At 73.0% G+C, this 24,836-nt stretch carries 26 protein-coding genes; 14 read left to right on the top strand and 12 right to left on the bottom strand.

Features of this window, described 5'->3' with window-relative positions:
• Positions 1–35 precede the first annotated feature (35 nt).
• Complete coding sequence (gene ispG, locus FB474_RS12385; RefSeq protein WP_246092161.1) at positions 36–1,226, top strand: flavodoxin-dependent (E)-4-hydroxy-3-methylbut-2-enyl-diphosphate synthase; 1,191 nt, start codon at positions 36–38, stop codon at positions 1,224–1,226.
• 71 nt (positions 1,227–1,297) lie between these two features.
• On the opposite strand, the gene FB474_RS12380 is transcribed toward ispG, so the two are convergent.
• The 3 genes from FB474_RS12380 to FB474_RS12370 form a co-directional block, all read right to left on the bottom strand.
• Complete coding sequence (locus FB474_RS12380) at positions 1,298–1,663, bottom strand: DUF2203 domain-containing protein (RefSeq protein WP_141788927.1); 366 nt, start codon at positions 1,661–1,663, stop codon at positions 1,298–1,300.
• The gene (locus FB474_RS12375; RefSeq protein WP_141788926.1) at positions 1,660–2,613 is read right to left on the bottom strand and encodes an NAD(P)H-dependent flavin oxidoreductase; all 954 of its coding nucleotides are present in this window, start codon (positions 2,611–2,613) and stop codon (positions 1,660–1,662) included. The genes FB474_RS12380 and FB474_RS12375 overlap by 4 nt, the downstream gene beginning before the upstream one ends.
• A gap of 118 nt (positions 2,614–2,731) precedes the next feature.
• The gene (locus tag FB474_RS12370) at positions 2,732–3,169 is read right to left on the bottom strand and encodes a DUF3237 domain-containing protein (RefSeq protein ID WP_141788925.1); all 438 of its coding nucleotides are present in this window, start codon (positions 3,167–3,169) and stop codon (positions 2,732–2,734) included.
• Positions 3,170–3,309: 140 nt separating this feature from the next.
• Between FB474_RS12370 and FB474_RS12365 the strand changes: the two genes are divergently transcribed.
• The 9 genes from FB474_RS12365 (at position 3,310) to FB474_RS12325 (ending at position 11,509) form a co-directional block, all read left to right on the top strand.
• On the top strand, positions 3,310–3,858 hold the full coding sequence (locus FB474_RS12365; protein WP_141788924.1) for a hypothetical protein: 549 nt from the start codon (positions 3,310–3,312) through the stop codon (positions 3,856–3,858).
• Between the two features lie 87 nt (positions 3,859–3,945).
• A complete protein-coding gene (locus FB474_RS12360; protein WP_141788923.1) occupies positions 3,946–4,791 on the top strand; it encodes a GNAT family N-acetyltransferase in 846 nt (281 codons plus the stop codon).
• A 25-nt stretch (positions 4,792–4,816) separates the two neighbouring features.
• Positions 4,817–5,257: a DoxX family protein gene (locus FB474_RS12355; protein ID WP_141788922.1), complete on the top strand. Its 441-nt coding sequence runs from the start codon at positions 4,817–4,819 to the stop codon at positions 5,255–5,257.
• Between the two features lie 90 nt (positions 5,258–5,347).
• Entirely contained in the window at positions 5,348–7,111 is a 1,764-nt protein-coding gene (locus FB474_RS12350) for a proline--tRNA ligase (protein WP_141789968.1), read from the top strand.
• Entirely contained in the window at positions 7,108–7,851 is a 744-nt protein-coding gene (locus FB474_RS12345) for an HAD family hydrolase (RefSeq protein ID WP_141788921.1), read from the top strand. Before FB474_RS12350 ends, FB474_RS12345 begins: the two co-directional genes overlap by 4 nt.
• Positions 7,848–8,630: a TSUP family transporter gene (locus FB474_RS12340; protein WP_246092160.1), complete on the top strand. Its 783-nt coding sequence runs from the start codon at positions 7,848–7,850 to the stop codon at positions 8,628–8,630. The genes FB474_RS12345 and FB474_RS12340 overlap by 4 nt, the downstream gene beginning before the upstream one ends.
• A 94-nt stretch (positions 8,631–8,724) precedes the next feature.
• A complete protein-coding gene (locus tag FB474_RS12335) occupies positions 8,725–10,158 on the top strand; it encodes a ferredoxin reductase family protein (RefSeq protein ID WP_246092159.1) in 1,434 nt (477 codons plus the stop codon).
• Positions 10,159–10,199: 41 nt separating this feature from the next.
• Positions 10,200–10,763, top strand: coding sequence for an FMN-binding protein (locus FB474_RS12330; RefSeq protein WP_141788919.1), 564 nt, complete (start codon positions 10,200–10,202; stop codon positions 10,761–10,763).
• On the top strand, positions 10,760–11,509 hold the full coding sequence (locus FB474_RS12325; RefSeq protein ID WP_221632524.1) for an FAD:protein FMN transferase: 750 nt from the start codon (positions 10,760–10,762) through the stop codon (positions 11,507–11,509). Before FB474_RS12330 ends, FB474_RS12325 begins: the two co-directional genes overlap by 4 nt.
• 28 nt (positions 11,510–11,537) lie before the next feature.
• Here FB474_RS12325 and FB474_RS21205 read toward each other — a convergent pair whose 3' ends face one another.
• Positions 11,538–12,932, bottom strand: a complete 1,395-nt coding sequence (locus FB474_RS21205; RefSeq protein ID WP_246092158.1) for a GNAT family N-acetyltransferase — start codon at positions 12,930–12,932, stop codon at positions 11,538–11,540.
• A 155-nt stretch (positions 12,933–13,087) separates the two neighbouring features.
• Here FB474_RS21205 and FB474_RS12315 point away from each other — a divergent pair, with 155 nt between their 5' ends.
• Positions 13,088–13,849, top strand: a complete 762-nt coding sequence (locus tag FB474_RS12315) for a DinB family protein (RefSeq protein WP_141788918.1) — start codon at positions 13,088–13,090, stop codon at positions 13,847–13,849.
• Positions 13,850–13,887: 38 nt separating this feature from the next.
• Here the strand turns inward: FB474_RS12315 and FB474_RS12310 are convergent, their stop codons facing one another.
• The 4 genes from FB474_RS12310 to FB474_RS12295 all read right to left on the bottom strand — a co-directional run bounded on the left by FB474_RS12310 (position 13,888) and on the right by FB474_RS12295 (position 18,711).
• Entirely contained in the window at positions 13,888–15,870 is a 1,983-nt protein-coding gene (locus FB474_RS12310) for an alpha-amylase family protein (protein ID WP_141788917.1), read from the bottom strand.
• A gap of 43 nt (positions 15,871–15,913) precedes the next feature.
• Positions 15,914–17,896, bottom strand: a complete 1,983-nt coding sequence (locus FB474_RS12305; protein ID WP_141788916.1) for a thioredoxin domain-containing protein — start codon at positions 17,894–17,896, stop codon at positions 15,914–15,916.
• 102 nt (positions 17,897–17,998) lie between these two features.
• Entirely contained in the window at positions 17,999–18,337 is a 339-nt protein-coding gene (locus FB474_RS12300) for a DUF1330 domain-containing protein (RefSeq protein ID WP_141788915.1), read from the bottom strand.
• 5 nt (positions 18,338–18,342) lie between these two features.
• Positions 18,343–18,711, bottom strand: coding sequence for a nuclear transport factor 2 family protein (locus tag FB474_RS12295; RefSeq protein ID WP_141788914.1), 369 nt, complete (start codon positions 18,709–18,711; stop codon positions 18,343–18,345).
• Positions 18,712–18,841: 130 nt separating this feature from the next.
• On the opposite strand from FB474_RS12295, the gene FB474_RS12290 reads away from it, so the two are divergent.
• From FB474_RS12290 to FB474_RS12280, 3 genes are all read left to right on the top strand, one after another.
• On the top strand, positions 18,842–19,639 hold the full coding sequence (locus tag FB474_RS12290) for a helix-turn-helix domain-containing protein (protein WP_141788913.1): 798 nt from the start codon (positions 18,842–18,844) through the stop codon (positions 19,637–19,639).
• 119 nt (positions 19,640–19,758) lie between these two features.
• Positions 19,759–20,343: a COG4315 family predicted lipoprotein gene (locus FB474_RS12285; protein ID WP_141788912.1), complete on the top strand. Its 585-nt coding sequence runs from the start codon at positions 19,759–19,761 to the stop codon at positions 20,341–20,343.
• Complete coding sequence (locus FB474_RS12280; RefSeq protein ID WP_141788911.1) at positions 20,340–21,575, top strand: APC family permease; 1,236 nt, start codon at positions 20,340–20,342, stop codon at positions 21,573–21,575. The genes FB474_RS12285 and FB474_RS12280 overlap by 4 nt, the downstream gene beginning before the upstream one ends.
• 29 nt (positions 21,576–21,604) lie before the next feature.
• Here the strand turns inward: FB474_RS12280 and FB474_RS12275 are convergent, their stop codons facing one another.
• The 4 genes from FB474_RS12275 to FB474_RS12260 all read right to left on the bottom strand — a co-directional run bounded on the left by FB474_RS12275 (position 21,605) and on the right by FB474_RS12260 (position 24,742).
• The gene (locus FB474_RS12275; RefSeq protein WP_141788910.1) at positions 21,605–22,468 is read right to left on the bottom strand and encodes an amidohydrolase family protein; all 864 of its coding nucleotides are present in this window, start codon (positions 22,466–22,468) and stop codon (positions 21,605–21,607) included.
• Positions 22,469–22,578: 110 nt separating this feature from the next.
• Positions 22,579–23,064, bottom strand: coding sequence for an MSMEG_0572/Sll0783 family nitrogen starvation response protein (locus tag FB474_RS12270; RefSeq protein ID WP_141788909.1), 486 nt, complete (start codon positions 23,062–23,064; stop codon positions 22,579–22,581).
• Positions 23,065–23,133: 69 nt separating this feature from the next.
• Positions 23,134–23,400, bottom strand: a complete 267-nt coding sequence (locus tag FB474_RS12265; RefSeq protein WP_141788908.1) for a hypothetical protein — start codon at positions 23,398–23,400, stop codon at positions 23,134–23,136.
• 1 nt (position 23,401) lies between these two features.
• Positions 23,402–24,742: an FAD-dependent oxidoreductase gene (locus FB474_RS12260; RefSeq protein WP_141788907.1), complete on the bottom strand. Its 1,341-nt coding sequence runs from the start codon at positions 24,740–24,742 to the stop codon at positions 23,402–23,404.
• Positions 24,743–24,836: the final 94 nt, after the last annotated feature.

Raw genomic sequence — 24,836 nt, 5'->3', positions numbered from 1 at the left:
CTCACCGACTGAGACGAGTGGGGGATACTGCGGGCATGACGGTTTCGCTCGGAATGCCCGCCACACCGCCGCCGGTCGTCGCCCCGCGGCGCAAGTCGCGCAAGATCAAGGTCGGCACGGTGGACGTCGGCGGTGACGCCCCGATCTCGGTGCAGTCGATGTGCACCACCCCGACGACCGACGTCAACGCCACGCTGCAGCAGATCGCCGAGCTGACGGCGACCGGCTGTGACATCGTGCGTGTGGCCTGCCCGAGCCAGGACGACGCCGACGCGCTGCCCGAGATCGCCCGGCACTCCCAGATCCCGGTCATCGCCGACATCCACTTCCAGCCGAAGTACGTCTACAAGGCGATCGAGGCCGGCTGTGCCGCGGTGCGGGTCAACCCCGGCAACATCCGCAAGTTCGACGACCAGGTCAAGCAGATCGCCCGCGAGGCCAAGGACGCCGGCGTCTCGATCCGCATCGGCGTCAACGCCGGCTCGCTCGACCCGCGCCTGCTGGAGAAGTACGGCAAGCCCACCGCCGAGGCGCTGGTGGAGTCGGCCGTGTGGGAGGCCTCGCTGTTCGAGGAGCACGACTTCCACGACTTCAAGATCTCGGTCAAGCACAACGACCCGGTCGTCATGGTGCAGGCCTACGAGATGCTCGCCGAGCGGGGCGACTGGCCGCTTCACCTCGGCGTGACCGAGGCCGGCCCGGCGTTCCAGGGCACGATCAAGTCCTCGGTGGCCTTCGGAGCGCTGCTGGCCAAGGGCATCGGCGACACCATCCGCGTCTCCCTCTCGGCCCCGCCGGTGGAGGAGGTCAAGGTCGGCAACGCGATCCTGCAGTCGCTCAACCTGCGCCCGCGCAAGCTCGAGATCGTCTCCTGCCCGTCCTGTGGCCGAGCCCAGGTCGACGTCTACACCCTCGCCGACCAGGTGACCGCCGGTCTCGAGGGCCTGGAGGTGCCGCTGCGCGTCGCCGTCATGGGCTGCGTCGTCAACGGCCCCGGCGAGGCCCGCGAGGCCGACCTCGGTGTCGCCTCCGGCAACGGCAAGGGCCAGATCTTCGTCAAGGGCGAGGTCATCAAGACCGTGCCCGAGGCCAAGATCGTGGAGACCCTCATCGAGGAGGCCATGCGCATCGCCGAGTCAATGGAGGGGGCGCCTGACGGCGCCGGCGTAGGAGGGGCGCCTGGCGGCGCGACGGGGACCGGTGGTCCAGTAGTGACGGTGAGCTGACACCACGCCACTCCTGACCGGGCGGTCCTGCTTGTGCAGGGCCGCCCGGTCTGCGTGGGGGTGGGCCCGTGTCAGCCGGGCAGCCGGCGCCGGCCGGCGAAGCCGAGGTCGCTGCGGTGGTACCAGTGCAGCCCGTCGTCACCCTCGAGCCAGCACAGCAGCACCGGGACCCCGTCGAGCTCGGAGGGGAAGTCGAGCAGCAGCGGGGCCAGGCCCTTGAGCTCGGCGCCGGTCTGCTGCACCCGTGTCATCAGGTCGTCGAGCCGGGCCTGCGCGGCCTTGAGCTCGGGCAGGCCGCCCAGGGTGGTGGGCCGCCCGCCGGGCATCGTGGCGGTCGCGAGCTCGGCGGCGTCCGCGCGCAGCGCGACGATCTCGGCGAGCACGGGGCGCAGGTGGGCCAGCTCGGCGCGCGCCTCCTCCACGGTGAACAGGCTCATGCGCCCCAGCCTCGCAGCAGGTCCTCCGCGCCGGCGAGGTCGGCCAGCACCTCGGCCGCGGTGCGCTGGTGCCGGAGCAGCCCGACGCCCTGGCCGGCGTAGACGTAGCCGACGTCGAGGTCCTCGCGCCGGCGGCCCTCCGCCAGCTCGGCCGCGGCCGCGTCGTCACGGGCGAGGTCGTCCTCGCGGCCCTCCCACCGGTCGAAGAACGCGTTGCGCAGCGCCCGCCCGCCGTACTCGGGCGGCCACCCCAGGCGTTGCGCCACGTCGAAGACCCGTCCGTATGCCGTGTCCGCCTCCGACGCCTCCAGCAACCGCGCCCGGGCGGCCGGCGTGGTCTCGGCCTCGCGGCAGGCGAGGAACGCCGTGCCGACCCACGCCCCGGCCGCTCCCGCGGCGAGGACCGCCGCCAGCCCGCGAGCGGTGCCGATGCCGCCAGCGGCGACGACGGGGAGGGCCACCTCCTCCAGCACCGCCTGCAGCAGGGCCAGCGTGCCCACGTCGCCCCGCCCGTGCCCACCGCCCTCCGCGCCCCGGGCCACGACGAGGTCGACGCCGACATCCCGCGCCTCGACCGCCTCCTGCACCGTCCCGACCTGCGTGGCCACACGGATCCCGTGGTCCTGCAACCGGTGTACGGCATCGGCATAGGGACCGAAGCTGACCGACACCAGGGTCGGCCGGGCCGCGACGACCGCGTCGAGCTGCTCGGGGTGGTCGGGCAGCACCCAGGCCATGAGCCCGACGCCCCACGGTCGACCGGGCGCTGCCGCGACGGCCGACTGCTGCGCGATCCAGTCGGCCGTGGCCGTGCCGCCGGCGCCGACCATCCCCAGGCCGCCGGCCGCGGAGACCGCTGCGGCGAGCCGTCCGGACCCCACGCCCGCCATGGGCGCGCCGACCACGGGCACGTCCAGCCCGAAGGTCTCGGTCAGCCAGGTCCTGAGCATCTGCCGCCTCCTCGCGTCCGGGTGCCGGGCCTCCATCCTCGCCCGGCGGTGCGCCGACCACGAGCCGGGGGAGGGGCAAGGCCCTCTCGGATGGTGAGCGAGCGGTGACGCGGGGCAGTCAGGTCATGGCGCGCGCGGCGTCCAGCGACGGGAGGTGGTCGACCACGCAGGCGTAGTACCGCATGGCGAGCACGCCGTCGGCCCGGTCGACGCTGCCCTCGCCCACGGCGATCACCGTGTTCAGCCACTGGTACCGCTCGTCGTCGGTGCGGAAGAGCATGACGTGGACCCCCCTGCCGTCGGTGACGGAGGACATCCCGGTGAGGCTGAACAGCACGAAGCCGCCGTCGGCCACGTCCACGGTGCCCCGGGCCTCGGGGAATGCGTAGCCGCCCCGCAGCCGCGGGTAGTTGGACCACCGGGCGGTGCCGTTGACCCGCCCGGAGAGGATGCCGGTGCCCTGGCCGTAGACCTGTCCGTCACCCCCGTCGGTGGAGCCGACCTCCTGCAACAGGTCGTAGTGCCAGGTGGCGTCGAAGAGGTGGTCGAGTCTCATGGTGTGCCTCCCGCCGGCCGGGTTGCCCCGGCCCTCAGCCCTGCCCCTCCCATCGTCGCGCCGCACCGCGGGGCCGTACAGGTCCTCGGCGCTCTGGCACACTCTGAGCCGTTGAGCAGCCGAGAAGTGGGGGAAGGGTCATGAGGGGGCGACGCCTGGTCGCTGCGCCGGACGGCATGGACTGGGTGGTCCGCGTCGTGTGGGAGCCGCGCTGGTCGGCACTGTCGCGCCGGGTCGGAGGCTGGCGGCGCCGGAAGGCGGGGGAGCGCAAGGACTTCAGCGGACTGGACCTGCCGGACGTCCCGGTCGGCGGCAGCAGCCACCACGGTGGCTCCGGCGGATCGGGGCACCACGGTGGTGGCGGCTCGTCCTGGGGTGACCTCGGGGACGACCTCCTGATCGGGGTCCTCGTCGTCGTCGGGATGGTGGTTGCCGGGGCGTTGTTCTGGTGGCTGCTGCTTCCGCTGCTCCTGGCCGTGGTGGACCTGGCTGTGGTGATCCTGCTCCTGCTGGCCGGTGTCCTCGCTCGCGTGGTGCTGGGGCGGCCGTGGGTCATTGAGGCGGTGCCCCGGCGGGGACCGGCTCGCGCCACTCAGGTGGTGGGCTGGCGCAATGCGCGCCGGGAGCAGGAGCGCCTCGCCGAGCAGATCGCCGCGGGGCTGGAGCCCGTCGGTCGCCCGGCGCGCTGAGGCCGAGCCCGTGTCGTGGCGCGTCGATCGCACCACGAACCGCGCGAAGCGGTCGACACCGGCGCCGCCGACGGGCACGCTGGAGGCGTGCTGCGCACCCAGAGCCCGGTCCGCGCCCTCACGGTCGCCGACCGGGACGGCGCGCTCGAGGTGTGCGCCCGTGACGCCGCGGCCAACGTCTTCGTCGCCGCGCGCATCCTCGAGGGCGCCCTGGCCACCCAGCCGGGCAGCCTCCTCGGCTACGCGGAGGGGGAGGAGCTGACCTCCCTGTGCTGGGCGGCGGCCAACCTCGTCCCGGTCGAGGCCGACGAGCACGCAGTGGTCGCCTTCGCCGCCAAGGTGCGGCGCTGGCGCCGGCAGTGCTCCTCGCTGTTCGGCCCGGCCGATGCGGTCCACGGGCTGTGGCAGGAGCTCGGCGGCCACTGGGGCCCGGCGCGGGCGGTCCGGGCCCACCAGCCGATGCTGGCGGTGACCGACAGCCCGGTGGACTGCGGTGTCACGCCCGACCCGGCGGTGCGCCGGGCCCGCCTCGACGAGGTTGACCTGGTCGTCCCTGCCGCCGCGGCCATGTTCACCGACGAGATCGGCTACCCGCCCTACTGGGGCTCGGACACGGCCTACCGCCAGTCCATCGCGGCGCTGATCTCCCGCGGCCACACCTTCGTGCGGGTCGAGGACGGCGAGGTCGTCTTCAAGGCCGACGTCGGGTCGGTGGCCCTCGGCGTCGCCCAGGTGCAGGGCGTCTGGCTCAAGCCGTCGTGGCGCGGCCAGGGCTACGCCGAGCCGGCAATGGCCGCGGTCGTCGACATCATCGAGCGCGAGGTCGCCCCGATGGTGACGCTCTACGTCAACGACTTCAACGCCCCCGCCCGGGCGACCTACAAGCGGGTCGGCTTCACGGAGGTCGGCAGCTTCGCCACCATCCTGCTCTGACGCGGACCTCTGGTTGGATCGGGGCATGGCCGCCCCGCTCACCCGTGACCTCAAGTGTCTCGCCGCGCTGTTCACCACCTCCGGCGTGCTGCACCTGGTCCGACCGCAGCCGTTCGAGTCGATCACCCCACGCCGGCTGCCGGCCCGCCGTGGCCTGGTCTACGCCTCCGGCATGGCCGAGATCGCCTGTGCCGCAGGGCTGCTGCACCCGCGCACCCGCCGCCTCGCCGGCTGGGCCAGCGCCGCGCTGCTGGTCGCCGTGTTCCCCGCGAACATCCAGATGGCCGTGGACGAGACGCGCCGGGTCGAGCGCCGGCGGGGATCGGGCCGCCCGGCCAGCCGGCGCCGGCAGCTCGCCACGATCGCCCGGCTGCCGCTGCAGCTGCCCATGGTGCGCACCGCCCTCAAGGCGACCCGGGACGAAAGTGGCAGGCACACGGCATACCGCGGCGTGAAACTGCCGTGAGCACGCCCGCCGTGGGCCGATATCCTCGCGGGGTCCGGGGCGAGCGTCGCGACCGGACCTGACGAAGGAGTGATCGTGGCCGCCTTGCGCATGTCGACCCTGTTCCTGCGAACCCTGCGCGAGGACCCGGCCGACGCGGAGCTGCCGAGCCACCGCCTGCTCGTGCGCGCCGGCTACATCCGCCGCGTCGCCCCGGGCATCTACACCTGGCTGCCCCTCGGCCTGAAGGTGCTGCGCAACATCGAGCGCATCGTCCGCGAGGAGATGGACGCCATCGGCTCCCAGGAGCTGCTCTTCCCGGCGCTGCTGCCCCGCGAGCCCTACGAGGCCTCCGGCCGGTGGACCGAGTACGGCGACAACATCTTCCGGCTCAAGGACCGCAAGGACGCCGACTACCTCCTCGGGCCCACCCACGAGGAGATGTTCACCCTGGCGGTCAAGGACCTGTACTCCTCGTACAAGGACCTGCCCCTGTCGATCTACCAGATCCAGACGAAGTACCGCGACGAGGCGCGTCCCCGCGCCGGCCTGCTGCGCGGCCGCGAGTTCACGATGAAGGACTCCTACTCCTTCGACATCGACGACGCCGGGCTGGACGCCTCCTACGCGGCGCACCGCAAGGCCTACATCCGGATCTTCGACCGGCTCGGCTTCGACTACGTCATCGTCGCCGCGATGGCCGGGGCGATGGGCGGCAGCAAGTCCGAGGAGTTCCTCGCGACCGCCCAGCACGGCGAGGACACCTACGTGCGGTGCACCCAGTGCGACTACGCCGCCAACGTGGAGGCGGTCAAGGTGCCCGTCCCCGAGGCGGTTGCGTATGACGGGCTGCCCGCCGCGCACGCCGAGGACACCCCCGACACGCCCACCATCGAGTCGCTGGTGGACCACCTCAACGCGCACTTCCCCCGCGAGGACCGGCCCTGGGCCGCCGGCGACACCCTGAAGAACGTGCTCGTCACCGTGGTGCACCCCGACGGCACCCGCGAGCCCCTCGCCATCGGCGTGCCCGGCGACCGCGAGATCGATGAGAAGCGGCTCGGGGCCCAGCTCGAGCCCTCCGAGGTCGAGGCGTTCGCAGAGGCCGACTTCGCGCGCAACCCCGCGCTGGTCAAGGGCTACATCGGCCCCGAGGTCCTCGGCGAGGACGGCAAGTCCGGCATCCGCTACCTGCTCGACCCCCGCGTCGTCGAGGGCACCGCGTGGGTCACCGGTGCCAACGTCTCCGGCCAGCACGTCATCGACCTCGTCGCCGGCCGCGACTTCAGCGCCGACGGCACGATCGAGGCCGCCGAGGTCCGTGACGGCGACCCCTGCCCCAACTGCGGCCACCCCCTGGAGTCCGCGCGCGGCATCGAGATGGGCCACATCTTCCAGCTCGGCCGCAAGTACGCCGACGCGCTCGAGCTCAAGGTGCTGGACCAGAACGGCAAGCTCGTCACCGTGACGATGGGCTCCTACGGCATCGGCGTCAGCCGGGCCGTGGCCGCGATCGCCGAGGGCACCCACGACGAGATCGGCCTCGTCTGGCCCCGCGAGGTCGCGCCGGCCGACGTGCACGTCGTGGCCACCGGCAAGGACGACGCCGTCTTCGCCAAGGGCGAGGAGATCGTCGCCGCGCTGCAGGCCCGAGGCGTCGAGGTCCTCTACGACGACCGCAAGGGCGTCAGCCCCGGCGTGAAGTTCAAGGACTCCGAGCTCATCGGCGTGCCCACCATCGTCGTCATCGGCCGCGGCCTGGCCGACGGCACGGTCGAGCTCAAGGACCGTGCCAGCGGCGAGCGGCGCGAGGTGGCCGTCGACGGCATCGTCGACGCCGTCGTGGCCGAGGTCCGCGGGCCCGACGCGCGATGAGCTCCGGCAGCACCCCGGTCGAGGCGGTCATCTTCGACTGGGGCGGCACGCTCACGCCCTGGCACACCATCGACCTGGCCGAGCAGTGGCGGGTCTACGCCCGCGAGCTGGCGGCCCGGGCCGACGACTTCGTCGACGCCGAGGCCCTCGCCGCGCGGATCCTCGCGGTCGAGGACCGGGCGTGGAAGCGGCTGCGCGTCGACGGCGGCAGCGCGCACATCGAGCAGGTGCTGCGCGAGGCCGGCGTCGAGAGCGACCACCCGGGGCACCCGGCCGCGCTCACGGCATACCAGGAGTTCTGGGAGCCGCACACGTTCACCGACCCGCAGGTCGAGCCGCTGTGGCGCGGCCTGCGGGAGCGCGGCGTCAAGGTGGGCGTGCTGTCCAACACGATCTGGCCGGCCGGCTACCACGACGGCGTCTTCGCCCGTGACGGCGTGCTCGACCTGCTCGACGGTGCCGTCTACACCTCCGAGATCGACCACGCCAAGCCGCACCGCGAGGCGTTCCGGGCGGCCATGGCCGCGGTCGGCGTCGACGACCCGGCGGGCGCGGTCTACGTGGGCGACCGGCCCTACGAGGACGTCCACGGCGCGCAGCGGGCCGGGCTGCGGGCGATCTGGGTGCCGCACTCCGACATCCCGATGGACCAGCAGGTGCACGTCGACGTCACCCCTGACGGCGTCGCCCACGAGCTGCTGGACATCCTGCAGATCGTGGACAGCTGGCTGGGGGCGTGAGCGACCCGTCGCTGCAGACCACGCTCCTGCTCATGCTGGCCGGCCTCACCGCCGGCTGGATCGACGCGGTGGTCGGCGGGGGAGGGCTGGTGCAGCTGCCGGCGCTGGTGCTCGGCTTCCCGCACGCCGCCCCGGTGCAGATCCTGGCGACCAACAAGCTCGGCTCCATCTGCGGCACGTCGGCGAGCTCGCTGACCTACTACCGCCGGGTGCGTCCCGACCTGCGCACCGCCCTGCCGATGGCCGGCGTGGCCTTCCTCGGCTCGCTCGGCGGGGCGGTGCTCGGGTCGCACATCCCCAAGAGCGCCTTCAACCCGCTGATCCTGGTCGTGCTCGTCGCGGTCGGGGCCTACACGCTGCTCAAGCCTGACCTCGGCTCGGCCACGCAGCTGCGCTTCGCCGGGCACCACCACGTCATCGCGGCGACGGCGGCCGGCTTCGTCATCGGCGTCTACGACGGCGCGCTCGGCCCGGGCACGGGCTCGTTCTTCGTCTTCGCCCTGGTCGGCCTGCTCGGCTACGCGTTCCTGCAGGCCAGCGCCAAGGCCCGGATGGCCAACTGGGCCACCAACGTCGCCGCCCTGGCCGTGTTCATCCCGCAGGGTGCGGTGATGTGGCGGATCGGGCTGCTCATGGGCGGGTGCAACCTGCTCGGGGCCTACCTCGGCGCCCGCACCGCCGTGGCCCGCGGGGCGGGCTTCGTGCGCGTGGTGTTCGTCCTCGTCGTCGGCGGGTTCATCATCCGCATCGGCGGGGTGGTCCTCGGGGCGTGGAGCTGAGCCGACTGCTCTGAGGGCCGTCTGAGAAGGCTCACAGATGCTGGTGCGGCTGGCTCACAGCAAACGCCCAGCATCCGCCCCGAATCTGGACCACGTGAGCACGACACCGCAGGTCATCGAGCAGCAGCGCCCGGCCGGCTCCCGCGTCGACCGGGCTCCCACCGTGCCGCCTGCGCCGCAGACGCCCCGCTGGTGGCGCGACGCCGCCGGGGCGCTGACCTGGCTGAGCCTGCTGTTCGTCGTGGCCCTGTGGGTCGCCGGCGGCGGGCTGCAGGACCTGGGGGCCGTGGGCACCGGGCTGACCAGCCTGGGCCGGGTCACCGGCCTGGTCGCCTCGGACCTGCTGCTGATCCAGGTGCTGCTCATGGCCCGCATCCCCGCGGTCGAGCGCAGCTACGGCCAGGACGAGCTCGCCCGGCGCCACCGCCTGGTCGGCTTCACCTCGTTCAACCTCATGCTCGCCCACATCGTGCTGATCACGCTGGGCTACGCGGCCACCTCCCCGGCCGGCCTGTGGGGCACGATCGTCGACTTCGTCGTGAACTACCCGGGCATGCTGCTGGCCGTGGCCGGCACGGTTGCCCTGGTCGCGGTCGTGGTGACCTCGGTCAAGGCCGCCCGGGCCCGGCTGCGCTACGAGTCGTGGCACCTGATCCACCTCTACGCCTACCTCGGCGCCGGCCTGGCCCTGCCGCACCAGCTGTGGACCGGCAAGGAGTTCCTCACCTCGCCGGTCTCCACCGTCTTCTGGTGGGGCCTGTACGCCGCGGCCGCCGGCAGCGTCCTGCTCTACCGGGTGGGGCTTCCCGTCTACCGCAGCTGGCGTCACCGCCTCGTCGTCACCGACGTCCGCGCGGAGAGCCCCTCGGTGACCACCGTGGTCATCGGCGGCCGCGACCTGGACCGGCTCGGGGCGCGGGCCGGGCAGTTCTTCCAGTGGCGCTTCCTGGACGGTCCGGGCGCCAGCCGGGCCCACCCCTACTCCCTGTCGGCCGCGCCGGACGGCACGAGCCTGCGGATCACCGCCGCCCACCTCGGTGACGGGTCGGCCGCCCTCGCACGGGTCAAGCCCGGCACCCGGGTCCTGGTCGAGGGTCCCTACGGCCGCCTGCACGCCGGGGTGCGTACCCGTCGCAAGGTGCTGCTCATGGCCTCCGGCATCGGCGTCACCCCGATGCGGGCGCTGCTGGAGGAGCTCGACCAGCGGCCCGGCGACGTCACCCTCATCTACCGATGCCGGCACGACGACACCGCGATCCTGCGCCAGGAGCTGGTCGAGCTCGCCTCGGCCAAGGGGGCACGGCTGTTCCTCGTCCCCGGCCGGCGCCGCCAGGGCGTGGAGAGCTGGTTGCCCGAGTCCGCCGGTGACCTCGACGACGTGAGCGCCCTGCGCCAGCTCGTGCCGGACGTGTCCGACCACGACGTCTACCTGTGCGGGAGCGCGGGCTGGATGACCGCCGCCGGGCGGGCCGCCCAGGCCGCCGGCGTGCCGCCCCGGCACGTGCACCTCGAACGCTTCAGCTACTGACCAGGACAGCCACCCGGCATACCCGAGGGGAACCCAGCCCGATGCGACGCATCATCACCGCACTCCTGTCGACCATCACCATCCTGGTCCTGCTCTTCAGCTACCGGACCAGCACGAACAGCGGCACGCCGACGGCCTCGGCGGCCGTGGGTGCCGCCCTGCCGCAGACGAGCAGCAGCTCGACCCAGACGCCGAGCCCGACGACGACGTCGGGCACCGGTGGCGGTGGCGACGACTCCGGGGGTGAGGACGGCTCGTCGGGCACCGTGACCACCCCGGCGCCGAAGGCGACGACCACCACGCCCTCGACCGGCTCCGGGAGCAGGACGTCCGGCACGTTCACCGGCGACCCCGCGGCCACCCGCTGGGGCACGGTGCAGATCCAGATCAGCGTGAGCAACGGCAAGATCACCCAGGTCACCCCGGTGCAGTACCCGCAGGACAACCCGCGTGACGCCGAGATCAACGGCTACGCCCTGCCGGTGCTGGGCCAGGAGGCGATCAGCGCCCAGAGCGCCCGGATCGACATGGTCTCCGGCGCCACGGTCACCAGCGGTGGCTACATCCAGTCGCTGCAGTCCGCGATCGACAAGGCCCACCTGTGACCGCCGACCTCGCCACCGGCCAGCGGGCCTGGGTGGAGCAGATCATGGGGATGCCGGTCAGCATCCACCTGCGCGGCGCCGACCTGCGGTGCGCCGCGGTCGAGCAGGTCGTGGAGGAGGCGTTCGAGGAGCTGCGGCACGCTGACGCGCTGTTCAGCCTGTGGCAGCGCGGCAGCGAGGTCCGCCGGATCCGCCGGGGCGAGCTGAGCCTGGCCGACAGCGACCCCCTGGTGCGGGAGGTGGCGAGCTGGTGCCGCCAGGCGACCGAGCGCACGCAGGGGGCGTTCACCTGCGAGCTGCCCGACGAGGACGGCACGCGGCGCTGGGACCCCACCGGGCTGGTCAAGGGCTGGGCCGTCGAACGGGCGGCCGGGGTGCTGGACCGGCTGGACGGTTACGCCCACAGCGTCAACGCCGGCGGCGACATCGCCCTCGGCGGCCACGACGCCAGCGGCCCGGCGCGGCCGTGGCGCATCGGCATCGAGGACCCCCGCGACCGCTCCCGGATCGCCGAGGTCGTCGAGATGGTCCGCGGCGGGGTCGCCACGTCCGGTACCGCCGCGCGCGGCGCGCACCTGTGGGACCCCGAGCGCCAGGAGTGGGTGCGTCGCACCGGCTCGGTGACGGTGGTCGGGCCGTCCCTGCTGTGGTCCGACATCTGGGCGACGGCGCTGTTCGTCGGCGCGCCCGGGCTCGTCCAGGAGCTCCCCCGGCTGGAGCCGGACTACCGCGCGATCGTGCTCTGACGTCAACGTCGCTGTCGAGTCGTGGAGGTCACCGGCTGCGGTGGTACTCGACGAGGACCGGATGCGGCGGGAACGAGGTGTGGGTGCGCTGCCCCGTCCCGGTCCAGCCGAGCTTCTCGTAGAAGCGCCTCGCCCGGTGGTTGGCCTCGAACACGCGCAGCCGAAGCTGGCCGCTTCCCACGGGGGCGGTGCGTGACAGCTCGCCGAGCACCGCGTCGTGCAGCTGCTGGGCCGCGCCGGTGCCCCAGGTGCGCACGGCGGTCCCGAAGTGCAGCAGCTCGGCACCTCGCGTGGCGGCGAAACCCGTCAGTGCCCCACTGGCATCGAGGCTGACGTAGACGTTGATGGCCGGGTCCTCGAGCTCTGCGGACCATCTCTGGAGCAGCTCCGCTCGCGGGAACGGGTGCGTGTCCTGCGGGAAGATGTGTGCCAGTCCGGCGACCGCGCCCTCTTCCTGCACGTCGAGCAACGCCTCGAGGTCGTCCGCGGTGGCTGGTCGGACGGTGCCTCGGCCGACGCTGGCGCAGGTGCCAGGGACATCGCGGCCGGTTCCGTCGACCGTGCGGGCTGCGGCGGCTGTCCCTGGTCGGCCCAGCAGCCAGCGGAGGGCGTCGGGCAGCAGGACCCCGCCGTGGTTGGGGTTGTGGCCACCGTCGCCGAGGGCCAGACGGACGTCGTAGCCGGCTTCGGCGAGAGCGGCGGCGACGCGCAGGTTCTCGGCGAGCCAGTTCCGCCCGGGCTGGTCCCAGCCGAGGTCACGGTGCCCCGCCTGCATGAAGACGCGCAGCGGTTTGCCGGGCACGCCGGGGATCAGCTCGGGGTAGGGGTTTCCGCCCGGCATCTGCGCAAAGCTGGACAGGCAGGTGATCACCCGACGGAACCGGTCCGGGCGGAACCACGCGGCGGTGAACGCGCAGTTGCCGCCACTGCTGCCCCCACAGATGCCCCACCGGTCGGGGTCCGTCGTGACGGCGTAGCGCGACGTGACCTCGGGCAGGATCTCCTCCAACAGGAAGGTCACGTAGCGGTCGTCGAACGCGTCGTACTCGACGTTGCGGTTCTTGGGGTCCTCGGCGTCCGGGAGGACACCCGGGTCGACGAAGACGCCGATGGTCACCGGGATGTCCCCGCTGTGGATGAGGTTGTCCAGGACGATCCCGCCGCGGACCTCGCCCTCGGGGTCCAGGTACAGGCGCCCGTCCTGGAACACCATCAGCGCCGCCGGCTCGGCAGGGTCGTACTGCGCAGGGACGTGCACCCAGAACTTCCGCGAGGTGCCGGGGTAGACAGCGCTGGCACTCCAGTCGAGCTCGACGGTCTCGCCGACGGGCACTCCCGGCTGCACCACCGAGTCGGGGCTGTGGGCGTAGCGAACGTCGGACAGGTCCAGCGGGAGCGGGCGGTAGGGCACCGTGGTGGTCACTGCGGCAACGTACGGACGGCCGGACGGTCCCTTCAAGCGAATTCGTCCGAGTCACTGCCCGGCGCCGGGTGATCCCGCGGAACGCACCCACGAGGGTGCTTCCTGGTCGATGATGTGGCGCGGGGCCACACGGGGACGCACCACGAGGAGGGGCCATGGCCAGCTTCACCCGATCCGATGAGCTGCAGGGAGCGGAGTTCGTCGACGCGGACCTGCGCCGCGCCCGGTTCGTCCGGGCTGACCTGTCCGGCGTCGTGATGCGTGGGGTCGACCTGGCTGGAGCCGACATCGACGCGCCGTGGCTCTGCGAGGGCGGTGGAAGCTTCCTGCGCGTCAACGGCGTCGACGTGGCCCCGCTGGTCGATGCCGAGCTCGACCGCCGCTTCCCCGGCCGCGCGGACCGGCGCGCCGTGGACCCCGACGGCCTGCGAGCGGCCTGGGCCACGCTCGAGCGCACGTGGGCGACCGCGCTCGAGCGCGTCGAGGCCATGCCGGCGGGCACGGTCGACGTGTCGGTGGGGGGAGAGTGGTCGTTCGCGCAGACGTTGCGGCACCTGGTCATGGCCACGGACACCTGGCTGGGCCGCGCGATCCTGGAGATCGAGCAGCCCTACCACCCGATCGGCCAGCCGAACGCCGAGAGCGAGGCCGACGGCAACGACGTGGCGGTCTTCTCGAGGGTCGCTCCGTCGTACGCCGAGGTGCTCGAGGTCCGAGCCGGCCGCGTCGCGATGGTGCGCGACTTCCTCGCGACCGTCTCGCCCACCGTGCTGGCCTCGACGCGCCGGAATCCGCACGACCCCGAGGAACAGGAGACCGTCCTCTCGTGCCTGCACGTGATCCTCGAGGAGGAGTGGGAGCACCTGCGTTACGCCCTGCGCGACCTCGACGCGATCGAGGCGGAGCCCGAGGCCTGAGCCCGCGCGGGCACTGGTGGGCGACGCGGCGCACCTGCTCAGGGGTGCTGCACGAGCCACCACGCGGCATACGGCGGAAGCCACAGGTTGCCGTCCTCGCCGGGCTGCACCCGGTGGGCGCCGATCGCGTCGTACGGGTCGTCGACACCCTCGTCGGCCACCCATTCCGCCGGCCAGGCGCGCCAGGTGTCGGTGACGTTGTAGAGCGCCACGAGCGCGCCGAGCGGGTGCCGGCGCACCGTGCCCAGCACGCCGGGGTCGGCCACCGGCAGCACCTGCGTCGGGACGGCCGCGTGCAGGTGGGGCAGCCCGCAGCGCACCGCGGCGAGGTGGGCCAGTGACTCGAACACCGCACCGGGGACGGTCCCCGGGTCGTGCCGGGCGTGGGCGAGCTCCCGGTCCAGCCGCGGCCGGTGCGCCCAGCGGTTGTCGTCCGCGTGTCCGGGCTCGTCGGCCCAGTGCGGGTCGTTGGGCTGGCCCAGCTCGTCCCCGCTCCAGATCACCGGGACCCCGCCCCAGCCCAAGACGATCGCGTGCACCAGCCGGACCCGGGCCAGGGCGGCGCGCACGTCGGCGGTGTCGGGCGCCGGGTCGGCCGGGTCCCGCCGGGTCAGCGCGCTGGGGGCGTGGGCCTGCTCCAGCGCGGCCTCCAGCCCGATGAGGCTCGCGGTCGTGCCGCTGACCCGCCGGTCGCCGGTCGCCGGGTTGTGCTGGAACGTCAGCCCCCGCGCCGGGGAGCCGGCGAAGTCCCCGGTGTACCAGTCGGACAGGAACGCCCGGTGGGCGGGGCCGGACAGGCCCACGGCCGCGGCGTCGCGGTCGTCGACGGCCCAGCCGATGTCGTCGTGGCAGCGCACGTAGGTGATCCACGCCGATGTCGTCGGGGACGGCGGCAGGGAGCCCAGGGTGTGCGCGGCCAGGCGGACGTCCTTCGCCGCGAGCATCGACCACACCTGCACCATGAGGGCGTTGTGGTAGGCGAGGTCGCTGACCTTGCCGTGGTGGCTGCCCTGCCCGAGGTACTGCATCAGGTCGCGGGGGCTCACGATCGCCTCAGCCTTGAAAACCGTTGCGGGACAGGCGATCCGCATCACCGCGCGGAGCGCCTGCGTGAGGTGGTGGACCTCGGGCTCGTTCTGGCAGGTGGTGCCGAGCCGCTTCCACAGGAAGGCGATCGCGTCGAGCCGGAGCACCTCCACGCCGAGGTTGGCCAGGAACAGCATGATGTCGGCGAACTCGGCGAGGACGTCGGGGTTGGCCCAGTTGAGGTCCCACTGCCAGGCGTTGAACGTGGTCCACACCCACGCGCCGACCTCGTCGTCCCAGGTGAAGCTGCCCGGGGCGAAGTCGGGGAAGACCTCCGGCAGGGTCTGCTCGTAGGCGTCCGGCTCGCGCCGGTCCGGGAAGAGGTGGAAGTAGGCCCGGTGCTTCTCGCTGCCCTGGCGGGCCAGCACCGCCCACTCGTGCTCGCGCGCGACGTGGTTGAGCACCAGGTCGAGGCACAGGCTGATCCCGGACCGTCGCAGCGCCGAGGCCAGCTCGCGAAGGTCAGCAACCGAGCCGAGGTCGGGTCGCACCCTGCGGTAGTCCGCCACGGCGTAGCCGCCGTCGTTGTCGCCGTCACGGGGCAGCAGCAGCGGCATGAGGTGCAGGTAGGTGACCCCCAGCTCCTCCAGGTAGGGGATCTTCTTGCGCACCCCGTCGAGGTCGCCGGCGAACCGCTCGGTGTAGGCCGCGTAGCCCAGCATCTGCTCGCACTGGAACCAGTCCGGCTGCAGAATGCGCTCCAGGTCCAGCCGGTGCAGCTCGGGGTCGCGCTCGCGGTAGGCCGTGGCGGCCAGGACGACCAGCCGCTTGGCGACCTCCTCGGTGGCGGCGGGGGAGTAGACGCCACGCAGCCCGTGCCACAGGTCGGTCCACCACCGGTCGAGTCGCACGCGGAACAGCTCGAGCCGGTCGTCCGGCAGGTCACCGAGCGTCGCGGCGGCGATGCTGTGGACGCTCTCGGGGGCACGCGTCATGCCTCATGGTCCCGCGGGAGGGGCGGTTCGGCACCCTGTCCGCTCAGCCGCGCGCCAGGGCCTCCCGCAGCGCGGCGGCGTCGGTGACCGGCGCGTCGCAGACGAACCCGCGGCACACGTAGGCGGCCGACCCGCCCGCCACGAGCGGCCGGTCCGCCAGCAGGGGTATGCCGGGCGCGTCCGGTGCGCCCGCGGCGAGGACGAGCCCCGGGGAGGAGGAGCGACGGGCCACGTCCAGCAGCGCCCCGGCGTGGGCGTCCTCGCCGACGACGGCGACCTGCAGCGGCCCGGCCAGGGACGCCTCGGCGGCGGCGAGGGTCCAGCCGGCGAAGCGCGGGTCCCGGCCGGCCAGCGCGCCGGCGGCGGCGATCGCGGCGTCGGCCCGCTCGCGGTGCTCGGCGGATCCGGTCAGCGCGGACCACGTCAGCAGGGCGTGGGCGATCGAGGACTGGCCACAGGGCTCGGCGTTGTCGGCGTCGCTGCGCGGCCGGGTGAACAGCTCCTCGGCGTCGTCGGCGGTGTCGTGGAACCCGCCCCGTCCGTCGGCGAAGTGCGTCAGGGCCAGGTCCAGCACCGTGCCCGCCACCTCGAGCCACTGCGGGTCGCCGGTGGCCTGGTGCAGCGCCAGCAGCCCCTCGGCGAGGTCGCCGTGGTCGTCGGCGACGCCGGCCGCCTCGCCCACGCGCCCGTCGCGGGAGGTGCGGCGCGGCCGGCCCTCGACGACGTGGGTGTCGACGACGAAGCGGGCGCAGCGCGCGGCGGCCTCGAGCAGGGCCGGGTCGTCCAGCAGTGCGCCCGCCTCGGCCAGCGCCGCGATGGCCAGGCCGTTCCAGGCGGTGACGACCTTGTCGTCGCGGGCCGGCTGGGGCCGCAGGTCGCGCGCCTCCTTCAGCCGCGCCCGCACGTCGGCCCACCACGCCGGGTCCGGCGGGTCGGCGCGCAGCTGCAGCGTGGACATGCCGTGCTCGAAGGTGCCGGCCTCGGTGACGTGCAGCAGCTGGGCGGCCCGGTGCCCGTCCTCCGGCCCGAGCACCTCGACCAGCTGCTGCGGGGTCCAGGCGTAGGTCAGCCCCTCGATGCCGTCGGTGTCGGCGTCCAGCGCCGAGGCGAACCCGCCCTCGGGCGTGCGCAGCTCTCGCAGCAGGAAGTCCGCGGTCTCCCGCGAGACGCGTTGTGCCAGAACGGATCCGGTGGCACGCCACAGGTGCAGGTAGACCCGCAGAAGCTGGGCGTTGTCGTAGAGCATCTTCTCGAAGTGGGGGACCACCCAGGCGGCGTCCACGGCATACCGGGCGAAGCCACCCCCGACCTGGTCGTACATCCCGCCCCGGGCCATCGCCTCGCAGGTGCGCTCGACCATGTCCAGCGCCCGGGTCGAGCCGGTGCGGGCGTGGTGGCGCAACAGCGCCTCCAGGACCATCGACGGGGGGAACTTCGGTGCCCGGCCGAACCCGCCGTGCTGGTGGTCGAACGCGCCGGCGAGCTGCTCCTCGGCCTGGTCCAGGGCCGCGGCGTCCAGGGGCGCCGGCGGTGTCGACCGGGCGACCGCCTCCCGCAGTGCCCCCGCGATCCGGTCGCCGGCCGCCACGACCTCCTCGCGCCGGGTCAGCCACGCGTCCTGGACCGCGGCGAGCAGCTGGAGGAACCCGGCCTTGGGGAAGTAGGTGCCCGTGAAGAACGGCTCCCCGGACGGGGTCAGCAGCGCGGTCATCGGCCAGCCGCCCTGGCCGTTCATCGCCGTGGTGGCGGTCATGTAGACGGCGTCGACGTCGGGCCGCTCCTCGCGGTCGACCTTGACCGCGACGAACCCCTCGTTGACGAGAGCGGCGACCTCCTCGTCCTCGAAGGACTGGTGCGCCATGACGTGGCACCAGTGGCACGCGGCGTAGCCGACGCTGAGCAGCACCGGCACGTCGCGGCGCCGGGCCTCGGCGAAGGCCTCCTCGGACCACGGCCACCAGTCGACGGGGTTGTCCGCGTGCTGGAGCAGGTAGGGGCTGGTGGCGGTGGCGAGGCGGTTGGCCATGCCTCCAACGTATGCCGCGCGCCCACCCCCGGCGACAGGTCGCCGTCACGGCAGCGAGGAAGGCCCCGCGCGGTGGGCCTTCCTCGTGCGGCGGGAACCGCTTCAGGCGTGGGCGTCCTGCAGGACGTCGATGCCACGGTGGGGCTGGACGACGCCGTCGAAGAGCGCGATCCACCCGTCGGCGTTGGCGGCCCGCAGCGGGATGATCGCCTGGTAGGCGTCCGAGGCGTACCAGGCGGCCGCCCCGTCGTCCTCGGGGAACCCGATGACGATGAGGCCGCCCGGCCAGGTGCCCTCCCGCTCCCGCGCCCGGGCGCCGTGCACCAGGAACCGGCCGCCGAAAGGGGCCAGGGTGTCGTCGATCCGGCGCAGGTACTCCACCACCTCGTCGTTGAGGTCGACCCGGGTCAGGATCCCGACGGCGTAGCTGGGCGTGGACACGGCGCTCACGCCCCGGCCGGGACGCGGTCGAGGAAGCCGAGCACGGTCGCGACGCGGCCGTCCTGCCCGACCTCCAGCACGTCGAACCCGACGACGAGCGGCTCCTGGCCCGCGGGGCCGAGTCCCCACTGGAAGCGGGCCTGGGCGTGGTGGGAGTCGACCCCGCCGAGCAGCTCGAAGGCCATCCCCGCGAACTGCTCCTGGACGGCGCCGATGGTGGCGGCGATCTGCTCGTGCCCCTGCACGTCGACGATGGGGTCGACGTAGCGCCCGGTCGGCGCCCACAGGCGCTCGACCGCCGCACGCCGGGCGGTCGCGTCGGTCTCGTTCCACGTCTCGATGTAGCTCTGGGCCAGCTGGGTGAAGTCGGTCATCGTCCCGTCCTCGGTCGGTCCGCCGCGGGCTGCGGCGGGTCATGGGGACGATCCTCGGTCGCGGCGCGACGCCAGTCGATTACCTCAAAGGTCATGGCACAACCGCTGGGAAGGACGATGGAATGCGGCCATGACGACCGCGACCGCAGCGCACCCGACCGTCGGGCACCTCCTCCGGACCTGGCGCCAGCGACGACGCCTGACCCAGCTCGACCTGGCCAGCAGCTCGCAGGTGTCCACGCGGCACCTCAGCTTCGTCGAGACCGGCCGCGCGAAGCCGACCCGCGAGATGATCCTGCACCTGTCGGAGAGCCTGGACGTGCCGCTGCGCCAGCGCAACGAGCTGCTCCTGGCCGGGGGCTTCGCGCCGGCGTTCCCCGAGCACCAGCTCACCGACGCCCCCATGTCGGCCATCAGCGACGCGATCAACCGGATCCTCGACGCCCACGACCCCTATCCCGCCGTCGTCGTCGACCGGCACTGGGAGCTGGTCGCGGCGAACGGGGCGGCGGGGATCCTCATGGAGGGCGTGGCCGCGCACCTGCTGGAGCCACCGGCGAACGTGCTGCGGCTCAGCCTGCACCCGGACGGGCTCGCGCCCCGCATCGTCAACCTCGCGGCCTGGCGGGCGCACCTGCTGGGACGGCTCGAGCGGCAGGTGCAGGCCACAGGCGCCCCCGTGCTCGCCACGCTGCTGGACGAGCTCCGCGAGCTGCCGGGAGACGAGGACGGCAGCCAGTACCACGACGCGCTGGTGGTCCCGATGCGGTGCCGCGTCCGCGGCCACGAGCTCTCGATGTTCAGCACCACCACGGTGTTCGGGACGCCGCTGGACGTGACGGTCTCCGAGCTGGCGATCGAGACGTTCTACCCCACCGACGAGCGGTCGGCCAGGGTGCTGCGCGCCCTCCAGGAGGGGCAGGCCTGAGCCGTCCTCTCGGCGGTCGGGGTGAACCGTGGCAGCGGCGGATGTCGTGTGTGGACTGAACCCACAACGCGGACCCGGCGCCCACCCGGGGAACCGGTCCCCGAAGGAGATGAGCAGCCATGACGACCCTTCCTGCCAGGACGCGGACCGGCGCACTTCTGGGTGTCGCGGTCGCGGTGCCGGCCCTCCTGCTGGCCGCCTGCGGCACGTCCTCCTCGACCACCAGCGCAGGCACGAGCTCGCCGGCCTCCGGCAGCCCGAGCAGCGTGGCGGCCGCCACGGTGACGGTCGAGACCCACAGCGGCCCGGTCGGCACCTACCTGACCGACAGCGCGGGACGCACGCTCTACCTGTTCGTCGCGGACACCGGCGGCAAGTCCGCCTGCTCCACCGCGTGCGCCAGGTACTGGCCGCCGCTGACGACCACGGGGTCCCCGACCGCAGCGGGCACGGCCAAGGCCGCCATGCTCGCCACGATCACGCGAGCGGACGGCTCGAAGCAGGTGACCTACAGCGGCCACCCGTTGTACTACTTCGCCGGCGACGCCGCCGCGGGTGACCTCAAGGGGCAGGGCGTCAACGGGTTCGGCGCCAAGTGGTGGGTGGTGTCACCGGCCGGTGCGTCGATCACCATGATGGCCGGGGCCAGCGGCTCGTCGCCGTCGACCACCAAGTCCTCCGGTGGCGGTGGCGGCTGGGCATGACCTCCACGGCGCCGGCCGAGCGCGCGGCTCCGGGTGTCCCCGGAGTCGGGCCGCCCGGCTACCAGCGGCGGGCCCAGCCCGGCGAGCCGATCAGGTCGCCGGCCTTCCTCGGTGTCGTCCTCGTCTCGTTCGGCGGCCCGCTGGCCCTGGCGGCCCTCTACGCGCCCACGATCGTGGCCGACGCCAGCGCCTCGGCGGGACTGGTGAACGTCAGCGCTGCGGTCGTGTTCGCCGTACCCCTGCTGGTGTGGCTGCGCTACTCCCGCCACGTGGCCGGCTCCGGCGGCCTCTTCGCGTTCGTCGAGGCTGCTGCCGGCCGGCGGGTCGCGCTCGTGCAGGCGGGCCTGTGGACCGCGAGCTACCTGCTCTACCTGCTGTACACGACGGCCTCGATCGCCTACGACACGCTGCCCGCGGTGCTGCCGGGCGTCCAGCCCTACCGCCCGCTGGTCGAGGTCGCGCTCCCGCTGGTCCTCGCCGCCGTCATGCTCGCAGGACGCGCCGTCACCCTGGCCGTCACCGGCCTCCTGGCCGTCGGCCAGGTGGTGCTCGTCGCAGCCCTGGCCGCGGTGACGTTGGGGCACGGCGCTGCCGCCGGGTCGTTCACCCTGCAGGCGCCGGTCGGGGCGGTCCGCACCGCGACCGCGCAGACCGCCCTGCTGTATGTCTGCGGCAGCCTTCCGCTGTTCCTCGGCGGGGAGCTCGCGACCCCCACCAGGACCATGCGGCGGGGGCTGGTCGGGGGCTACCTCCTCGTCGCGGTCGGCGTCGTCGCGACCGTGGCGCCGCTGGCCGCCAACCCCGCCTTCACCCGCGCGCCGATCCCCGGCGTGGCGGTGGCCCGGGTCCTCGGCGGACCGGGGCTGGCCGTCGCGGTGGGCCTCGGCGTCGCCGCCAGCATCGCCGGGGTGATGCTGGTGGAGTTCCTCGCGCTGAGCCGGCTGCTGCACGTCGTCACGAGGCGCCCCACCGGGACCGTCATCGGCGTGCTCGCCGTGCCGCTGGTGGCCGCCGGGCCGATCAGCCTCATCGACCCGGAGGGCTTCTACAACGCCCTGCTCAAGCCCTCCCTCGTGGCCCTGTGGCTCAGCCAGCTGGTGGTCTTCGCGGTCTACCCCCGTTTCGCGGCGCGCCGGGGGAGCAACCCGCTCCTGAGCGTGGCGCTCGCGATCGGCGGGTGCGCGTTCGCCGTCTACGGCATCTGGGCCACGCTGCAGCACGCCACGACATGACGCACCTCGCCGCCGCCGCGGGGGATGCCCTAGCCCGTCCCGTACAGCGCCTCGAAGTTCCCGTGGAGGATGCGCTCCTTGAGCTCCTCACCCACGTCCGCGCCCGCGATCTTCCAGTACTCGCCCCAGAAGTCGCTCCACGGCTCGTCCGACGCGAACAGCACCCGGTCCGCCCCGACGCCGCGCTTCTCGATCTCGGTCATCAGCCACCGGGGACCGAACCCGATCGCCCAGGTCGTGTCGGTGTAGACCTTGTAGCCCTGTTCCACCCAGTCCAGGAACTGGGGGACCAGCTTGATGTGACCGCTGACCCCGCCCCCGAAGTGCACGATGTGGATCTTCACCCGCTTGCCGAACTCCTCGATCATCGGGATGAAGTTGTTGATGTCGGAGGCGCCGCCCGCGCTGGTGTGGAAGTGGAACACGAGGTCGTGCTGCTCCGCGGCCGCGAAGCAGGCCTCCGCGACCTCCCGCGTGTCGGCGTCCCAGGTCTCCGGGTTCGGGTTGCCTCCCAGGAGGAAGGTCGTCTTGAGCGCGACGATGCGCGCCTCGCCGGCCTTCGCCAGGGCCCGCATCGTCAGCTCCCGGTTGGCGGGCAGGAACGAGACCCACAGGCCGCCGCTGAGCCGGTCGTCCCGGGCTACCGCGTCGAGCACCAGGTCGTTGAGCGAGAACGGCTGTTCCTGCACGGGTATGCCGTAGTTGGGCAGGACCAGGCCGCGCTCGAGCCCCCGGAGGTCCAGGTGGTTCTTGAGGTAGTCGTCCGGGCCGGCGAAGTCGTACACCGTGGGCTTCACCGGGGTGGGCAGGTTGTAGAACTTCCACGCCGCCAGCTCGCCGATGTGGCTGTGGGCGTCGATCACGCGGCGCGTGACCCGATCAGCAGAGGCCATGGTCCGCCCCTTCCGTGCGGCTCAACCGGCCGGGTCCGAGCGCCGGCCCAGGTCGAGACAGGTGGTGGGCAGGCGGCCCCAACCCGCCTGCCGGGAAAGCCCGCGACCGGTCACACGGTCCAGGTCTGCATCAGCAGCGCACCCGCGCGGCGGGCGGTGAGCACGGCGTCGAGGACGTCGAGCGGGTTGATCGGCCGGACGCCTTCCATCATGTCGATCTCGCGCATCCCGTAGAGGGCTGCCGCCGAGAACCGGCACGCGTAGACATGGCCACCCTCGTCCATGAACGTGCGCAGCTGCTTGTTGTACTGCTGCTCGCCGGGGAAAGCCTCGTCGCCGACCCGGGGGTAGCCCCGCGTGGCTGCGGCCATGAGCGAGCCGGGCCCGTAGAGCACCAGGTGGGTGTCGAAGCCCTTCCGGCGGATGCGCGTCGCGGTGAGCATGTTGACCAGCCCGACCGAGCCCTCGAACGGCACCGTGTGCATCATGATCCAGGCCTGCTCGCCCGGTTCGGCCTGGATGTCCTCGAAGACCTTGTCCTCGTAGTCGACGATGGCGTCACCGATCTTGACCCGTTCTCCGACGATCTGTGCCATGGCGGTTCTCCATTCTTGCGGTGGTGCGGGTGTCCTCCCGGGAGGAGGACCACGGGTGCCGGCGCCGGGCTACACCCCCGGCGGACGACGCCCCGGAGGGTGCGCCCAGGAGGTCCACTGCTGCCGGTGGCTGCCGGGCATCGCCCACAGCACCCTCCTCCGGAGCGACCAGGGCACGAGGTTGTACGCGGGGGCGAAGACCCGTTGCCAGAACAGCTCGCCGGGTCCGTGGGGAGGACGCGGCCGGGCCCCGCCGTACTGCCGCCCGACCCGGTCCTGGGCGACGACCAGGAGCTGGTGCTCGGCGTGCTGGCGCAGCCACCGGGAGACGGGCACGTCACCCTCCGCCGGCGAGGCTGTCGAGGCCGTTCTGTGCCGCCAGCACGATGGGCTCGTTGAGGGCGCCGATCGCGGGGGAGTAGACGTTCTCCATGGCCGCGAGGTCGCGCAGCGTCAGCCCGAACTTCACCGCCGTGGCGAGGAAGTCGGCACGTTCCTTGATGCCTTCCTGGCCGACCATCTGCGCCCCGATGAGCCGCAGCTGGTCGGGCTCCGCGAGCAGCTTGACCCTGACCGGGCGCACGCCCGGGTAGTAGCGCGCCCGGGAGATGCCCTCCGCGCGGCCCACGACGAAGGGGAGCCCGAGCGCGGTGGCCAGGGTCTCGCCGAACGAGGCGCCGCCGATGACCCACTTGCCCGCCGGCGTCCCCCACGGCACGTAGACGGGCTGGTAGCGCTTCGTCCCGCCGCCGGCGTTGAAACCCGCGACCTTGCCCTGCGCGTAGGCATGGCTGCCGGTCAGCCCGGTCACGCCCACGCGGGTCACGCCGTGCGGCAGCTCGGCACAGTCCCCGGCGGCGTACACGTCGGGCGCTGACGTGGCCATCCGCTCGTTGACGACCAGGCCACCCGTGGGCCCGGTCCTCAGGCCGGCGCGGGCAGCGAGGGTCACGTTGGGCTGCTTGTGGGTGGACAGGACGGCGAGGTCCGCCGGGATCTCACCGGCGGTCGTGCCGACGGACTGGAGCCTCTGGGTCCCGTTGAACGAGGTGAGGGTGGTGTTGAAGTGCAGGTGGACGCCCATCTCCTGCCAGGAGTCCTGCACCGGCGCGATGATGTCCGGGTCGACCACGTCGGCCAGCGCCCAGGGCTGGGGGTCGACGAGGTGGGTGTCGATGCCCCGGTGGGCGAGGGCCGTGGTCATCTCCAGGCCCAGCGGCGTGGCATGCACCACGACGGCCGAGCGGACGGTGTCCAGGACCTTGTCCCACTCCATGGCCCGCCGGATGTTCTTGACGTAGTAGAGCCCGTCGAGCCGCCCGCCGGGCACGCCCGGGTCGGAGTACTCGAACCCGGTCGCGACCACCAGGCGGTCCCAGTGGACCTCGCCCTCGCCGACGACGTCGATGACCTTGCGGTGGAGGTCGATCGAGCTGACCCAGGTCTCGTAGTGCACGTCGATCCCGGCCTGGACGTAAGCCTCCTTCTGGGCCAGGAAGAGGCGCTCGAAGCTGTCGATCTCCTTGCCGTGGACGTAGGGGATCCCGCACGGGCTGTAGCCCACGTCCTCGAACTCGGTGTAGACGGTCACCTCGTTGCGCGGGTCTGCGGCCTTGACCCCACCGGCGGCGCCGATCCCCGCGGCTCCGCCTCCGATGACCAGGATCCTGTGTGGCACGAGCGCTCCCCTCGGCCAACGTCCGGAGGATGGTTGCCGTTTAGTATCGGCAACTTCTGGTCACGATAGTGTCAGCCTCCGCAAAGCGGAAGAG

The organism is Oryzihumus leptocrescens, from assembly GCF_006716205.1.
In the GTDB taxonomy this organism is placed as follows: Bacteria; Actinomycetota; Actinomycetes; order Actinomycetales; family Dermatophilaceae; genus Oryzihumus; species Oryzihumus leptocrescens.
This window is presented reverse-complemented; position numbering and strand designations above follow the sequence as displayed.